The sequence below is a fragment of the Geodermatophilus sp. Leaf369 genome (genome assembly GCF_001424455.1).
Classification (GTDB): Bacteria; Actinomycetota; Actinomycetes; order Mycobacteriales; family Geodermatophilaceae; genus Klenkia.
Genome location: NZ_LMQA01000001.1, coordinates 1,041,539 through 1,056,216 on the forward strand (window position 1 = coordinate 1,041,539; position 14,678 = coordinate 1,056,216).

Here is a 14,678-nt window from a genome sequence, read left to right on the forward strand (position 1 = left end):
GGTCACCGGTGAGGTCGTCACACCCGGGGCGGGTCCGGAGACGACGACGGGGCCGCCTCACCCGGCTGGGTGAGACGGCCCCGTCGGGGGTCCTGCGACGTCAGCGCTGGTGGCCCTGCCCGGCGGTGCCGTCGCCGGTGGCCACGCTGTGGTCGTGGTCGCCGCCCTTGGCCAGCCGGCTGTGCTTGCGGCCGTAGAGGTAGTAGACGGCCACGCCCAGCGCCATCCAGACGGCGAACCGGATCCAGGTGTCGGTGGGCAGGTTCAGCATCAGGTAGAAGCTGGCCAGTGCCGCCACGATCGGGATGACCGGCATGAGCGGGACCTTGAACGACCGGGGCAGGTCGGGCCGGGTGCGGCGCAGCACGATGACCCCGACCGACACGAGCACGAAGGCGAAGAGCGTGCCGATGTTCACCAGCTCGGCCAGCGTGCCCAGCGGGATGAGCCCGGCCATGATCGCCACGATGACACCGGTGATCAGGGTGATCTTGTAGGGCGTGCCGTACGTGGGGTGCACCTTCGCCAGGCTCGGGGGCAGCAGGTGGTCGCGGCTCATCGCGAACAGCACCCGCGACTGACCCAGCATCAGGATCATCACGACGCTGGTCAGCCCCGCCAGGGCCCCGACGCTGATGATGCCGGCGAAGAAGGGCAGTCCGACGCTGGAGAAGGCGCCGGCCAGCGGGGCCTCGGCGTTGAGCTCGGTGTAGTTCTGCATGCCCACGACGACCAGGCTGACCAGGACGTAGAGCACGGTGCAGACGGCGAGGGAGCCGAAGATGCCGCGGGGCAGGTCCTTGGCCGGGTCCTTGGTCTCCTCGGCGGCGGTCGCGACGATGTCGAAGCCGATGAAGGCGAAGAACACGATGGCCGCACCGGCGATGATGCCGCCGACACCGAAGGTGCTCGGGGTGAACCCGGACAGCAGCTGGATGAACGGCTGCGTCAACCCGGTCTCGCCCTCACCGGGAGCGGCCGGCGGGACGAAGGGCGTGTAGTTGGCGGCCTTGACGTAGAAGACGCCCACCACGATCACCAGCAGCACGATCGCGACCTTGATCGCCACGATGATCGAGGTGATCCGCGAGGACAGCTTGATCCCCAGGATCAGCACACCGGTCATCAGCAGCGCGATGAACATGGCCGGGATGTTGAAGCGGGCGGTCTCCCCCGCGATGGTCTCCGGCAGGCCGATGCCGATGTCGGACAGCAGCTGGTTGAGGTACCCCGACCAGCCCACGCTGACCGTGGCCGCACCCAGCGCGAGCTCCAGGACCAGGTCCCAGCCGATGATCCAGGCGATCAGCTCGCCGAACGTGGCGTAGGAGAACGTGTAGGCCGAGCCCGCGACCGGCACCGTCGAGGCGAACTCGGCGTAGCAGAGGGCGGCCAGCCCGCAGACGATCCCGGCGATGACGAAGGAGATCGCGACCGCGGGCCCCGTCGTCGTCTGGGCGACCTCGCCGGTGAGCACGAAGATGCCGGTGCCGATGATCACGCCCACGCCGAAGACCGTGAGGTCCAGACCGGACAGGTTCTTCTTGAGCTGGTGTTCAGGCTCTTCGGTGTCGGCGATCGAGTCCTCGACGCTCTTGACCCGCCTGCCGTTGGCGACGGCCATGTGACTCCCCCTCGGACCCGTGGTTGATCGGTGCAACGGGAGAGTGCCATGCGTCACCCCACCCCGCACGCCTACGCTCGCCGTCGTCCCGCAGTCGGAGGAGAACGATGACCAGCACCGACGCGCGGGCCCCCCGCCCGCGTCCCCGGCACGTCCCGCGGCCCGCCGGACAGCCCCTGCACGCGGCCCCGCTGCGCGAGTCCGGCGGACCCGTCGTCGGCTGCGGCGTCTACGTCGACGGCGCGCGCGTGCCCGACGTCCCGGTGGAGGACGCGCTGCGGGTGGCCACCGAGCGGGACGGCTTCGTCTGGCTGGGGCTGGCCGAGCCCAGCGAGGCCGAGTTCGAGTCGATCGCCGCGCAGTACGGCCTGCACCCGCTGGCCGTCGAGGACGCCGTCTACGCCCACCAACGCCCCAAGCTCGACCGGTACGACGACGGCCTGTTCATGGTGCTGAAGACCGCGGCCTACGTGGAGCACGAGGAGCTGACGTCGACCAGCGAGGTGGTGGACACCGGCGAGGTCATGGTGTTCCTCGGCGAGCACCACGTGATCACCGTCCGGCACGGGCAGCACGGCGGGCTGGCCGAGCTGCGCAAGCGGCTGGAGGAGCAGCCCGACCTGCTCTGCCACGGCCCGTCGGCGGTGCTCTACGCCGTCGCCGACCTCGTCGTGGACCACTACGTGGAGGTCGCGGCCGCCGTCGAGGAGGACGTCGACGAGCTCGAGGCCTCGGTCTTCTCCCCCCAGCGCACCGACGACATCCCGCGGCTCTACCAGCTCAAGCGCGAGCTGATGCAGCTGCGCCGGGCGGTCACCCCGCTGGACCTCCCGCTGCACGCGCTGTCCGAGCGCACCGGCGACGTCGTCCCGGACGAGATGCGCTCGTACTTCCGCGACGTGCACGACCACACCATCCGGGTGCGCGACCAGATCTCGGCCCTCGACGAGCTGCTCACCTCGATCCTCCAGGCGTCGCTGGCCCGCACCTCGCTGGCCGACAACGAGGACATGCGCAAGATCTCCGCCTGGGCCGGCATCATCGCCGTCCCCACCGCGATCGCCGGGATCTACGGGATGAACTTCGACCACATGCCCGAGCTGCACTGGACCTTCGGCTACCCGCTGGTCCTCCTCGTGATGCTGGGCGCCTGCACCCTGCTCTGGCGCGGCTTCAAGCGCAGCGGCTGGCTGTAGCGCCCCGCCCCCACCCGCCGCCCCACCCGAGGCGGGGGAAGCCCTGCACACAGCCTCGGGGTCCACACCTGTGTGCGGGGCTTCCCCTGCCTGGGGCGAGGGACGCGAGGCCGTTCCGTCGGTCCACAGGACGACGTCGTGTCCACAGATCTCGCGACGGACGTCGCCGAGTCCATTCGAGCCAGCACCCTCCTGGCATGGACGAGCCATGGCGCGCCGTGATCGCGGACGTCCTCCGCACCCATCACGGATTGGCGACCCGCGACGACCTGCTCCGACGTGTGCCCAGGACCGTCGTCGACAGCTTCGTCGGCCGCGGTCACCTGAGGCGCGTGTTCCCACGCGTCTACGCACCGCGCGGTGACCCCGCCACCGGCGACCGGCGACTGCGCGCCGCGCTGATGTGCGCCGGTCCGGGCGCGACCCTCAGCCACCTGACCGCGCTGGCCGTGGTCGGGCTGCGGGAACACGCGGGCCCGGTCCACGTCGTCATCGACCACTCACGCCGGCACGCCGGAGCTCCTGACCTGCAGGTGCACCGCCGACGCGGCCTCTCGGACTCGCCCCACCTGACGGACGTCGTGCGTGGTCTGCCCGTGACGCCCCTCGCGGTGAGCCTCGTCGACAGCTGGCCCCTGGTCCCGCGGGGCGAACGCCGGCCGATGGTCATCGACGCCGTCCGGCGGACCCGGCTCGACGCGCACCTCCTCCGGGCGGCTCTGGACCGACGACCGAACATCGGTGGACACCGGGCTCTCGCCGAGACGATCGCGTTGATCGCCGACGGGGTGCAGAGCGAGCTGGAGGCCATGGGCGTCCTGGGCGTGTTCCGCCACCGGTCACTGCCCCGCAGCCGAGGCCAGGTCCGGGTGGTCTGCCCGGACGGCGTCACCAGGCACCTCGACCGGGCCTGGGAGGAGGTGCTGCTCGCCGTCGAGCTCGACGGGGCCGCCTTCCACACCTCCCCGGCCGACAGGCAGGGCGACCTGCACCGCGACGCCGTCCTCGCCTCACTCGGCTGGCTGGTGCTGCGGTTCACCTACGCCGAGGTGGTGCGGGACCCCGAGGGCGTCCGGGCCACGGTGCTCGCCGTCTACCGGACGCGTCTCGCGCAGCTGTCCGCCGCGTGAACCGCCGGCCGGAGCGCTCCCTCCCGCCGCCCCCAGGCAGGGGAAGCCCTGCACACAGGCAAGGGCACCCGAGGTGTGTGCGGGGCTTCCCCTGCCCACGGCTGCGGCGCCGTGCCGCGAACAGGGTCAGCCGCGGGTGGGGGGTGGGGGCTTCGCGGCGACGACGGCGTCGAAGACGACGCGCTTGGGGAGGCCGGTGCGGGTGACGACGGCGCGGATGGCGTCCTTGCGGGTCTCGCCGGCGGCCTCCTCGCGGGCGACCTCGGCGGCGAGCTCGGCGGGGGTGAGGTCGACCGGGCCCGCGGGGGCGCCGGCGACGACGAGGGTGATCTCCCCGCGCACGCCCTCGGCGGCCCAGGCGGCCAGCGAGCCCAGGGTGCCGCGGACGACCTCCTCGTGGGTCTTGGTCAGCTCGCGGCAGACGACGGCGGGCCGGTCCTGCCCCAGCACGGCGGCGGCGTCGGCCAGCGCGTCGGCCAGCCGGTGCGGGGACTCGAAGAAGACCATCGTGCGGGGCTCGGTGAGCAACGCGGTGAAGGCGGTGCGGCGGCCGCGGCGGGGCAGGAAGCCCTCGAAGCAGAACCGGTCGCAGGGCAGCCCGGAGACCGCCAGCGCGGTGGTGACGGCGGACGGGCCGGGCACCGAGGTGACCTCGATGCCGGCGTCGACGGCGGCGCGCACCAGGGTGTAGCCGGGGTCTGAGACCGAGGGCATGCCGGCGTCGGTGACCAGCAGGACGGTCTGGCCGGCCTCCATCGCGGCGACCAGCCCGGGCAGCCGGGAGGTCTCGACAGTCTCGTGGAAGGTGACGACGCGACCGTTGAAACGCACCTCGAGGTCCTGGGCCAACCGGTGCAGGCGGCGGGTGTCCTCGCAGGCCAGCACGTCGGCGTCGGCCATCGCCTGGCGCAGCCGGGGTCCGACGTCGCCGGGCTGACCCAGAGGGGCGCCACCGAGCACCAGTCGTCCTGCCACCTCAGGAGCCTGTCACGGCGGCCGTGTCGTACCCGCCACCTACCCTGGCCGCATGGCGGTGCTGGCCCCGGAACGGGTGGACGACGGGGCGCCGCCACCGCCGTCGCACCGGCGGGCCCCGCGCCGTCCGGCCCGGCAGTGGACCCCACCGCTGCCCACCGACCGGTTGCTGTCCTGGGTGCTGACCGCGGTGCTCGGCATCGCGACGTTCGTGGCCCGACTGTGGGACCTCAGCTATCCCGGCGACCTGCTCTTCGACGAGGCGTACTACCCGCCCGAGGCGAACGAGATGATCGAGTGGGGCTACGAGTACAACCGCGGCTACACGTTCATCGTCCACCCGCCGTTGGGCAAGATCCTCATCTCCGGGGGCATCCGGCTCTTCGGCTACGACTCCTTCGGCTGGCGCATCCCGAGCGTGATAGCCGGGACGATCGCGGTCGTCGTGCTCGTGCGGCTGGCCCGCCGGCTCACCGGGTCGACACTGCTGGGCCTGATCGCCGGCCTGCTGCTGGCGCTGGACGGGTTCTCCTTCACCCTCGGCCGGATCGGGCTGCTCGACGTCTTCCTGCAGGTCTTCGTCGTCTGCGCGGTGGCCTGCCTGGTGGTCGACCGCGACCGCACCCGACAGCGGGTGCGCGAGCGCACGGCGGGGCTGACCAGGCCGGTCCGGGAGTTCGCGCTGGGTCCGCGGGGCTGGCGGATCGCGGCGGGGGTGCTCTTCGGCTGCGCCGCGTCGGTGAAGTGGTCCGGGGTCTACTTCCTGGCGTTCTTCGCCGTCCTGACCCTGTTCTGGGACCGGGCGGCCTGGCGGGAGGCCGGTGTCGCCAGCCCCACCCGCACGGTGCTCCGCCGCGGCCTGCCCGGGGCGCTGTGGGCCCTGGCCGTCGTCCCGGTGCTGACCTACCTGGCCAGCTTCACGCAGTGGTTCCTGGCCGAGAACGCGCAGGGCCGGCACTGGGCCGAGCAGAACCCGGACACGTCGTTCGGCTTCGTGCCGGGTGCGTTGCGGTCGCTGTGGCACATGCACGGGGAGTGGCTGACGTTCCACAGCGGGCTGTCCACCCCGCACCCGTGGGAGTCCGGGCCCTGGTCCTGGCTGGTCGACGGCCGCCCCATCCTGCTGTGGAACCCGCAGGGGCTCACCGACTCCGCCGGTGACCAGGTGGTGCGCTACATCCTGATGGTCGGCACGCCCACGCTCTGGTTCGCCTTCGCCCCCGCGATGCTCTGGTTGCTGTGGCGGATCGTCGCCCGCCGCGATCCGGCCGCGACCACCATCGCCGTGGGCATCGCCGCCGGGTGGCTGACCTGGTTCGTCAACCTCGAACGCACGATGTTCGTCTTCTACATGGCCCCGGTCGTGCCGTTCTTCATCCTCGCCGTCGTGCTCGTGCTGCAGGACGTGCTCGGCTCCCCGCGCGCGACCCAGTTCCGCCGCTGGCTGGGGCTCGGCGCGGTCAGCCTCTACCTGGCCGTGGTCGCGATGACCTTCGTCTTCTTCTACCCGGTCCTCACCGGGCAGCCGCTGTCCTACGCCGAGTGGGTCCAGCGGATGTGGTTCCCCTCCTGGTTCTGATGGCGCGATCCATAGTTGCGTTGTACAACTGATGGGTGCCCACTGACCGGACGGACCTGGCCGAGCAGCTCGACGACGTCGTCGTCGGCCTGCGGCAGCTGACCAGCACCCGTACCGAGCTCAGCCTCACCGCGGCGGCGACCCTGTCGACCCTGCGCCAGACCGGGCCCGCACGACTGACCGACCTGGCGGCGACCGAGGGCGTCAGCCAGCCCTCGATGACCGCGCTGGTCGCCCGGCTGACCACCGCCGGACTGGTGGCCCGCTCCGGCGACCCCACCGACCGGCGGGTCGTCGTGCTGTCCCTGACCGACGAGGGCGCCGCCCTGCTCGACCGCCGCCGGCAGACCCGGGCGGCCCGGCTCGCCGAGCCGCTGGCACACCTCGACGACGACGAGGTCGCCTCGATCACCGCAGCCCTCCCCGCGCTGGCCCGCCTGACCGCGGCGCTGCAGCCCTGACCCACCCACCGAACCGGAGTGAACCCGTGAGCACGCACCAGAAGAGCAGCATGCTCGGCCAGCCGAAGGCGGTGTACGCCGTCGCCTTCGCCTGTGTCGTGAGCTTCATGGGCATCGGCCTCGTCGACCCGATCCTGCCCTCGCTGAAGACCCAGCTCGGCGCCAGCGAGAGCCAGGTGACCCTGCTGTTCACCAGCTACCTGGTGGTCACCGCCGTCGCCATGCTCGGCACGAACTGGGTGTCCAGCCGGATCGGGGCCAAGCAGACCCTGGTCACCGGCCTGGCGATCATCGTGGTGTTCTCCGCACTGGCCGGGCTCAGCGACTCCATCGGCGGGATCGTCGGGTTCCGCGCCGGCTGGGGCCTGGGCAACGCGCTGTTCATCGCCACCTCGCTCGCGGTCATCGTGGCGAGCGCGTCCGGCGGGTTCGCCGGGGCGATCGTGCTCTACGAGGCCGCGCTCGGCCTGGGCATCGCGGCCGGCCCGCTGGTCGGTGGGCTGCTGGGCAGCATCAGCTGGCGGGGCCCGTTCTTCGGCGTCGCGGTGCTGATGGCGATCGCCCTGCTGGCCACCGTGGTGCTGCTGGACACGACCCCCAAGCCGGCCCACAAGACCCCGCTGTCGGCCCCGCTCAAGGCGCTGCGGCACCGCGGGCTGCTGATCATGGCGATCACCGCCCTGCTCTACAACTGGGGCTTCTTCACCATGCTGGGCTACGCACCGTTCCCGATGGAGCTGTCGGCGATCCAGCTGGGCTTCGTGTTCTTCGGCTGGGGCCTGCTCGTCGCGTTCTTCTCCGTCGTCGGCGCCCCGCGTCTGCAGGCCCGCTTCGGCACCGCCCGCAGCCTGTACGGCGCGCTCGGGCTCTTCGCCGTCGACCTGCTGCTGATCGCCGTCTTCACCGACACGAAGTGGGCGCTCATCACCTGCGTGGTCGTGGCCGGGGCCTTCATCGGCATCAACAACACCCTCACCACCCAGGCCGTCATGCTGGTCTCCCCCGTCGAGCGCCCGGTCGCGTCGGCGGCCTACGGCTTCGTCCGGTTCCTGGGCGGTGGCCTCGCACCCTTCGCCGCAGGCAAGCTCGTCGAGGCCTTCGACGTGCACGTGCCGTTCTACGTGGCCGCCGTCGCCGTCCTGGCCGGGGTCGCGGTGCTGTCGACCGGACACCGGATGCTGACCCAGGCCGACGCCGGCATGGACGAGGACGGCCACCCGAGCACCGACCACGGCGGTCCGGACGACGTCGCGGGCGAGGTGGCCGACGAGTTCGGCGGCGCGCCGGCGGCGATCGACGGCGAGGTCGAGGCCGACCTCGCCCGGCGCCGCTGAGCTCCCCTACCGTCCCCACCATGGACAGCACTCAGCGACGAGTCAGCACCGAGGTCGACGGCGACGTCTGGCGGGTGACCCTGGACCGGGCCGACGCCGGCAACGCGATCGACGTCCCGATGGCCGACGCCCTGGTGGCCGCCTTCGACGACCGCCCCGCCGACACCCGGACCGTCCTGCTCCTGGGCGCCGGCACCCGGTTCTGCGTGGGCGGGGACATCGCCGGCATGTCGGCCGCGGCGGACATGGCTGCGTTCATCGGCACGCTGGCCGACCGCTGGCACGACGTCGTCCGGCGGGTGGTGAGCTGCCCGGTCCCCGTGGTCGCCGGCGTGCAGGGCGCGGTGGCCGGGGCCGGCGTGGGGCTCCTCGGGGCCTGCGACCTGGTGCTCGCCGCCCGCTCGACGAAGATCCGCCCCGCGTACGGCGCGATCGGGCTCTCCCCCGACGGCGGGAGCTCGTGGGCGCTGGCCCGCACCCTGGGCGCGCCGCGGGCGCTGGACCTGATGCTCACCAACGGCACGCTGAGCGCCGCCGACGCCCACCTGTACGGCCTCGTCGGTCGGCTGGTGGACGACGAGGAGCTGACCTCGGCAGCGGTCGCGCTGGCCCACCAGGTGGCGGCCGGTCCGATCCGGGCCATGGTGCGCACCCGCGGGCTGGTCCGCCGGGCCGCCACCACCACGCTGGACGCCCAGCTCGACGAGGAGGCCCGGCTGATCGTGGAGTCCGCGGCCGACGCCGAAGCGGTCGAGGGCGTCGGGGCGTTCCGCGCCAAGCGCCCGGCGGACTTCCGCAGCGCGGGCTGAGAACGACCCAGGCCGGGCCCCTCGCGGGACCCGGCCTGGGTGGTGTCGGGGTGGAGCTGAGGGGAATTGAACCCCTGACCCCCTCGATGCGAACGAGGTGCGCTACCGGACTGCGCCACAGCCCCTTCGCCGGTGAGCCTACCGCCCACCGGCCCCGGCCCCGCAGGGGGGCCGGACAGATCAGCCGGTCGCGGCGCGGGGGGCGTAGACGTCGATGTCGGCGAAGCCGATGTCGTCGTCGTCCAGACCCACGACCGCGCTGTGCTGCCACGCGGCACTGCCCGCGGTGCGGGCGGCGGGCACCCGGGCGGGCCGGATGGGGTGCACCGGGGCCAGCGGGAGGCTGGGGTGCGGGACCCGGGCGGCGGGGACGGCGACCGGCTCGGGAGCCGGGGCCGGACGCGGCGCGGGCCGCGCGGCCGGACGGGCTGCCGCAGGCCGGGCGGCGGCCCGGTACTGGCGACGGGCGGCGGTGCGGCGCTCGCGCTCGGCGGCGGCCCGCACGACCATCAGGTAGCCGACCGTGGCGACGTCGAGCAGCAGGTGCGGGGCCCACAGCCAGGGCCGGTAGACCAGCGCGCCGACCAGGGTCAGCAGTGCGAGCCCGACCAGGCCGGCCAGCGTGCGCCGACGCAGCGCGTGGACGTCGACGGTGAGCTCACCGGTGGCCAGCAGCGCCGCACGGTCGATCTCGACCCGCTCGGTGCCGGCGTGGACCACCGGGTCCACGACCCGTCGTCGCTGCAACGTGCGGCCCGCGCCGACCGCGCCCGTGCGGGCCGGTGTCGCGTCACCCCGAGTGACGACCATCGGCACCAGCACCACGAACCACAACACGACCAGAGCGGCCAGCAGAACACCCGAACCCATCGCACCCACCCCGCATCCGTCCTTGGCACCCGCGTGTGCAACGCCGATCCCTGGCGTCACACGAGTCACACGGGTCACTCGCCTTGCACGGTAGGGGGCCCCTCCCCCCCGACGGGGGAGGCGCGCAGCAGTTCTGTCGTGTCGTGTCGCGTGGCGGCGGCGTGTCGCCCCACCGGCGTGTCGCCGGCCGCGGTCAGGACGGCGCGGACCGCTGCCACCGGGCGACCACGCTGCCCGGCAGGTCGGTCGACAACAGCGCGTGACCGATGTGGTCCCGCCAGTCGCCGTCGATGTCCAGGTATCCGCGAAACAGGCCCTCCTCGCGGAAGCCCAGGCGCTGCACCAGCCGGCGGCTCGGGCCGTTCTCGGGCCGGACGTCGGCCTGCAGCCGGTGCAGCCCGACCGGGCCGAAGGCGTGGTCGCACACCAGGGCCACGGCCAGCGACGCCACGCCCTGCCCGGCTGCCCCCCGGTCGATCCAGTAGCCCAGGTGTGCCGAGCGGAGCGCGCCGCGCACGACGTTGTCCACGGTCACCTGGCCCACCAGGCGCCCCCGGTGCCGGACGGCGAAGGGCAGCGCGCTGCCCAGTCGGGCCCGCCGGGCGGCGGCGCGCCGCATCGCCCGGTAGACCTGCGGCGTGTGCCGGGCGGCCCACCCGGCCGGGGCGGTCGGCTCCCAGGGCGCCAACCAGGCCTCGTTCTCCCGGCGCAGCCGGGACCAGGCCTCGGCGTCCGAGCGGCGCAGCGGGTGCAGCTCGACGTCCCCGTGCTGCAGCGTCGCCGGCCACCCGGGGTGCTGGGCCGGGTCGTCCCACAACGCGGACACCAGCCGGCTCAGCCGCCGAGCAGCATGGGCATGACGGTGACCAGCCCGCCGGGCTCGACCTCGGTGACGTCCTCGTCGACCACGATCAGGCAGTTCGCGCGCGCCATCCGGGCCAGCACGGCGTCGCCACCGGGGTCGCCACCACCGACCGGCTCGACGACGTAGCCGCCGTCGGGGTGCCGCATGACCTGGCCGTGCACGTACTGCCGGTAGCCCAGCGGGGAGACCAGGTGCTGGGCCGACACCGCCTGCACGGTGCGGCGGAACAGCTGCCGCTTGCCGAGCATCAGCCGGATCGCCGGCCGGACGAAGACCTCGAAGGCGACCAGCGCGGCGACCGGCTCCCCCGGCACGCAGATGACCGGCACGCCGTCCCGGCCCAGCCGACCGAAGGCCTGCACCGGGCCCGGGTGCATGGCGACCTGGGTGAAGTGCACCTGGCCGAGCTCGGCGAGGGCCTCCTGGACCAGGTCGAAGCCGCCGCCGGCGAACGTGCCGGCGATGAGCACCACGTCGCTGCGCAGCAGCTGGCTCTCCAGCAGCTCGACCAGCCGGCGGCGGTCGCGCGGCACGATGCCCGAGCGGTAGGCCTCCGCGCCGGCGTCCCGGGCGGCGGCGGCCAGGGCGTAGCTGTTGACGTCGACGACCTGCCCGGGCACCGGGACGACGCCCACGTCGACCAGCTCGCTGCCGGCGCAGAGCACGGCCACCCGGGGGCGCGGCCGGACCAGCACGCGCTCGCGGCCGACGGCGGCGAGCAGGCTGATCTGGGCCGGGCCGATCGGGGTGCCCACACCGACGGCGGTGTCCCCGGCGCGGACGTCGTCCCCGGCCAGGCGCACGTAGCTGCCCGGCGCGAGCTCGGCGTGCACGCCGACCCGGGCCTGGCCCTGGTCGGTCCACACGGCGGGGACGACGACGTCGGCACCGGTGGGCAGCATCGAGCCGACGGCGACCTTCTGGGTCAGGCCCGCGGCGATGGAGGTGGGCTCGGCGGGACCGGCGACGGACTCCCCCACGACGGCCAGCGGCACCGGCTGCTCGAGGGAGGCCCCGAACAGGTCGACCGAGCGGGCGGCGTAGCCGTCGAGCCCGGCCTGGTCGAAGGCGGGCAGGTCGCGGACGGCGACCACGTGCTCGGCGCACAGCAGGCCCTGGGCGTCCAGGACCGCGAGCTCGATGGGGTCGGGGGTCGGCGCGGCGGCGAGGATGAGGTCGAGGTGCTCCTCGACCGAGCGCACCCGGACGTCCTCCAGCGCGATGGACCCGGTGTCGGCCGCCGGGTCGGGGTCGCGGTCACCGGAGGACACCGCCGGGGCGGGCACCCGCTCCAGGTCGACCTGCACCGTCTCGTGGTGCACCGGTGCCGCCGGACCCCGGGCGATCTGCTGGGTGTGCTGCACACCGACGGCCGCACCCGTGCCGAGGTCGATCTGGGTGGTGTCCCGGGACCCCCGGAACCACCCACGTGTCTTGTCCTCGGACATCCCCACCACCGTCTGCGAGCTCTGCGGACTTCCGTCGCCGGGGCGCCTCGCGCCCGCGGAGTGGGTCCTGACCGACCGCACCGGCCCTCGATGGTGCCCTCTCGGGCGCCGGGTCAGGCCGGCGACGCGCCCTCGGCGGGCAGGTCGGCGACGAAGTCACGCAACCAGGGGCGCAGCGCGGGCCCGAGGTCGTCGCGCTCCACGGCCAGCCGGACGACGGCCTTGAGGTAGTCCAGCTTGTCCCCGGTGTCGTACCGGCGGCCGGAGAACACCACGCCGTGCACCGGGACGCCGTCCTCGACCAGCTTGAGCAGCGCGTCGGTCAGCTGGATCTCCCCACCGCGGCCGGGCGGGGTGGCCCGGATGGCGTCGAAGACCTCCGGCGCCAGCACGTAGCGGCCGATGATGGCCAGGGAGGAGGGCGCCTCCTCCTTCGGGGGCTTCTCGACCATGCCGGTGATCCGCACGACCTGGTCGCCGTCGCCGGCGGAGGTCTGCGGAGCCTCCTCGATGGCCACGGCGCCGTACTTGTCGATGTTCTCCGCACCCACGTCCAGCAGCGCGATGACGCAGCCGCCGTGCTCGGCCTGCACGGCGAGCATCTGCTCGAGCAGCAGGTCGCGGGCGTCGATGAGGTCGTCGCCGAGCATGACCGCGAAGGGCTCGTCCCCGACGAAGGCCGCGGCCTGCAGGACCGCGTGACCCAGGCCCTTGGCCTCGCCCTGGCGCACGAAGTGCACCTGGGCGACGTCGGTGGACTCGTGCACGGCGTCCAGCCGGGACTGGTCGCCCTTCTTCTCCAGCGCCGCCTCCAGCTCCGGGGCGCGGTCGAAGAAGTCCTCGATGGCGTTCTTGTTGCGGCCGGTGACCATAAGCACCTCGCCGAGACCGGCGCGGGCGGCCTCCTCGACGATGTACTGCAGGGCCGGGCGGTCCACGACCGGCAGCAGCTCCTTGGGCACGGCCTTGGTGGCCGGCAGGAAGCGCGTGCCCATCCCGGCGACGGGGATGACGGCCTTGCGGGCAGGGCGGGACGGGCTCGACATGCCGGGGAGCGTATCCAGCACCGGCCGGTGTCAGACTCCCCCGTCGTGGTGAACAGCAAGGTGGTCCGGCGCACAGCGCTGCTCGCTGCCCGCCGCGACCGGCCTCTCGAGGTGCGGACGACGGCGGCCCGGTCACTGGCCGCCCACCTGCGCGCCCGGCTGTCCGACACGGGGGTGGTGGCCGGTTTCGTGCCCACCGCCGAGGAGCCCGGCCACGGCGAGCTGCCCGCGGCGCTCCCCGGGGTGCGGGTGCTGCTGCCGGTCGTGCCCGCGTCGGGTCGGGTGCTGTCCTGGGCCGACCGGAGCGCGGACCTGGCACCGGGCCGGTACGGGTTGCTGGAGCCGGTGGGCCCGCGGTGGCCGGCGTCGGAGCTGGGGCTGGCCGACGTCGTCGTCGTCCCGGCACTGGCGGTGGGGCGCGACGGCTCGCGACTGGGCCGCGGCGGCGGGTACTACGACCGGGCCCTGGCGCACGCCCGCCCGGACGCGGTGCTGGTGGGCGTGGTGTTCGACGAGGAGCTGGTGGACGCCGTCCCCACCGAGGCGCACGACGTCGGGCTGCACGCCGTCGTCACCCCGTCGGGCGGCTGGCTGGAGCTGGGCTAGCCGCCGCCGAGCAGCGGGACGTCGGAGACCATCCGGATGTGCGCGGCCATCGCGGCCGCGGCCGCCTCGGGGTCGCCGGCGCGGACGGCCTCGGCGATCGCCCGGTGCCCGTGCAGCGACCGGTGCGGCCGGCCCTCCTGGGCGAGGGACTCGATCCGGCTCTCCCGCACCCGGTCGGCGATCTCGGCCATGAAGCGGGCCAGCAGGGCCGAGTGCCCCGCGGCGGTGACGGCGGCGTGGAACCGCTCGTCGCCGTCGACGCCGCGGCCACCGGCGGCGAGGTCGGCTGCCATCGCAGCCAGCGCCGCGTCGATCTCGGCGAGGTCGGCCTCGGTGCGCCGGCGCGCGGCCAGGGCGGCGAGGTGGACCTCGAGGGCCTCCCGCGCCTCGATCACGTCGCCGAGGTCCTCGCGGCGGGCGTCCAGCGCCGCCAGCACCGCCTCCGACCGGGGCGCGACCAGCAGCACCGTGCCGTCGCCGTGCCGCACGTCGACGACCCCGGTGACCTCCAGGGCCACCAGCGCCTGGGCGACGGTGGCCCGGCTGACGCCGAGGGAGGCGGCCAGCTCGCGCTCGGGGGGCAGCCGGTCACCGGCGGCCAGCCCGGCCTCGGCGGCCCAGCCGACGACCTGCCGGACCACCTGCTCGTAGAGCCGGTTGCGGCGCAGCGGGCCCGGACCAGTGCTCACCGGTACCTCCCGTGTCGACGCGCCGTGACGGTTGACACACTAGCCA

14 protein-coding genes and 1 tRNA gene are annotated in these 14,678 nt (G+C 73.8%); 7 read left to right on the forward strand and 8 right to left on the reverse strand.

The window, feature by feature from the left end:
* Positions 1-100: 100 nt before the first annotated feature.
* Positions 101-1,624: an amino acid permease gene (locus tag ASG36_RS05200; protein ID WP_055760284.1), complete on the reverse strand. Its 1,524-nt coding sequence runs from the start codon at positions 1,622-1,624 to the stop codon at positions 101-103.
* Positions 1,625-1,731: 107 nt separating this feature from the next.
* Here ASG36_RS05200 and corA point away from each other — a divergent pair, with 107 nt between their 5' ends.
* Both corA and ASG36_RS05210 read left to right on the forward strand, forming a co-directional pair.
* The gene (corA, locus tag ASG36_RS05205) at positions 1,732-2,820 is read left to right on the forward strand and encodes a magnesium/cobalt transporter CorA (RefSeq protein ID WP_055760288.1); all 1,089 of its coding nucleotides are present in this window, start codon (positions 1,732-1,734) and stop codon (positions 2,818-2,820) included.
* 332 nt (positions 2,821-3,152) lie between these two features.
* Positions 3,153-3,950, forward strand: a complete 798-nt coding sequence (locus ASG36_RS05210) for an endonuclease domain-containing protein (protein WP_235494599.1) — start codon at positions 3,153-3,155, stop codon at positions 3,948-3,950.
* A gap of 126 nt (positions 3,951-4,076) precedes the next feature.
* Here ASG36_RS05210 and rsmI read toward each other — a convergent pair whose 3' ends face one another.
* Complete coding sequence (gene rsmI / locus ASG36_RS05215) at positions 4,077-4,925, reverse strand: 16S rRNA (cytidine(1402)-2'-O)-methyltransferase (RefSeq protein ID WP_055760294.1); 849 nt, start codon at positions 4,923-4,925, stop codon at positions 4,077-4,079.
* 52 nt (positions 4,926-4,977) lie between these two features.
* Between rsmI and ASG36_RS05220 the strand changes: the two genes are divergently transcribed.
* From ASG36_RS05220 to ASG36_RS05235, 4 genes are read left to right on the forward strand one after another with little or no spacing between them, the layout of a single operon-like run.
* Positions 4,978-6,504, forward strand: coding sequence for a dolichyl-phosphate-mannose--protein mannosyltransferase (locus ASG36_RS05220; protein ID WP_055760297.1), 1,527 nt, complete (start codon positions 4,978-4,980; stop codon positions 6,502-6,504).
* A 35-nt stretch (positions 6,505-6,539) separates the two neighbouring features.
* The gene (locus tag ASG36_RS05225) at positions 6,540-6,965 is read left to right on the forward strand and encodes a MarR family winged helix-turn-helix transcriptional regulator (RefSeq protein ID WP_235494601.1); all 426 of its coding nucleotides are present in this window, start codon (positions 6,540-6,542) and stop codon (positions 6,963-6,965) included.
* Between the two features lie 26 nt (positions 6,966-6,991).
* Positions 6,992-8,299: an MFS transporter gene (locus ASG36_RS05230; RefSeq protein WP_235494603.1), complete on the forward strand. Its 1,308-nt coding sequence runs from the start codon at positions 6,992-6,994 to the stop codon at positions 8,297-8,299.
* A 20-nt stretch (positions 8,300-8,319) separates the two neighbouring features.
* Entirely contained in the window at positions 8,320-9,108 is a 789-nt protein-coding gene (locus ASG36_RS05235) for an enoyl-CoA hydratase/isomerase family protein (protein ID WP_055760300.1), read from the forward strand.
* Between the two features lie 51 nt (positions 9,109-9,159).
* Here ASG36_RS05235 and ASG36_RS05240 read toward each other — a convergent pair.
* The 5 genes from ASG36_RS05240 to ASG36_RS05260 form a co-directional block, all read right to left on the reverse strand.
* Positions 9,160-9,233: transfer RNA gene (locus tag ASG36_RS05240), tRNA-Ala, on the reverse strand.
* 55 nt (positions 9,234-9,288) lie between these two features.
* On the reverse strand, positions 9,289-9,978 hold the full coding sequence (locus ASG36_RS05245) for a hypothetical protein (RefSeq protein ID WP_055762515.1): 690 nt from the start codon (positions 9,976-9,978) through the stop codon (positions 9,289-9,291).
* 193 nt (positions 9,979-10,171) lie between these two features.
* Positions 10,172-10,804 (reverse strand): GNAT family N-acetyltransferase, encoded by a 633-nt coding sequence (locus ASG36_RS05250; protein WP_235494605.1) that lies wholly within the window; start codon positions 10,802-10,804, stop codon positions 10,172-10,174.
* Positions 10,805-10,812: 8 nt separating this feature from the next.
* On the reverse strand, positions 10,813-12,291 hold the full coding sequence (glp, locus tag ASG36_RS05255; RefSeq protein WP_200944332.1) for a gephyrin-like molybdotransferase Glp: 1,479 nt from the start codon (positions 12,289-12,291) through the stop codon (positions 10,813-10,815).
* 113 nt (positions 12,292-12,404) lie between these two features.
* Positions 12,405-13,337 carry a UTP--glucose-1-phosphate uridylyltransferase gene (locus ASG36_RS05260; RefSeq protein WP_055760306.1) on the reverse strand — a complete coding sequence of 311 codons (933 nt, stop codon included), beginning with the start codon at positions 13,335-13,337 and terminating at the stop codon, positions 12,405-12,407.
* Between the two features lie 27 nt (positions 13,338-13,364).
* Between ASG36_RS05260 and ASG36_RS05265 the strand changes: the two genes are divergently transcribed.
* Entirely contained in the window at positions 13,365-13,943 is a 579-nt protein-coding gene (locus tag ASG36_RS05265; protein ID WP_055760309.1) for a 5-formyltetrahydrofolate cyclo-ligase, read from the forward strand.
* On the opposite strand, the gene ASG36_RS05270 is transcribed toward ASG36_RS05265, so the two are convergent.
* Complete coding sequence (locus ASG36_RS05270; protein WP_055760311.1) at positions 13,940-14,632, reverse strand: FadR/GntR family transcriptional regulator; 693 nt, start codon at positions 14,630-14,632, stop codon at positions 13,940-13,942. The genes ASG36_RS05265 and ASG36_RS05270 overlap by 4 nt on opposite strands.
* Positions 14,633-14,678: the final 46 nt, after the last annotated feature.

What these genes read in the sequence shown, in the direction of transcription:
- ASG36_RS05220 (WP_055760297.1), top strand. Translation starts at nt 4,978, where the DNA reads ATGGCGGTGCTGGCCCCGGAACGGGTGGACGACGGGGCGCCGCCACCG.
- corA (WP_055760288.1), top strand. Translation starts at nt 1,732, where the DNA reads ATGACCAGCACCGACGCGCGGGCCCCCCGCCCGCGTCCCCGGCACGTC.
- ASG36_RS05260 (WP_055760306.1), bottom strand. Translation starts at nt 13,337, where the DNA reads ATGTCGAGCCCGTCCCGCCCTGCCCGCAAGGCCGTCATCCCCGTCGCC.
- glp (WP_200944332.1), bottom strand. Translation starts at nt 12,291, where the DNA reads ATGTCCGAGGACAAGACACGTGGGTGGTTCCGGGGGTCCCGGGACACC.
- ASG36_RS05235 (WP_055760300.1), top strand. Translation starts at nt 8,320, where the DNA reads ATGGACAGCACTCAGCGACGAGTCAGCACCGAGGTCGACGGCGACGTC.
- ASG36_RS05245 (WP_055762515.1), bottom strand. Translation starts at nt 9,978, where the DNA reads ATGGGTTCGGGTGTTCTGCTGGCCGCTCTGGTCGTGTTGTGGTTCGTG.
- ASG36_RS05200 (WP_055760284.1), bottom strand. Translation starts at nt 1,624, where the DNA reads ATGGCCGTCGCCAACGGCAGGCGGGTCAAGAGCGTCGAGGACTCGATC.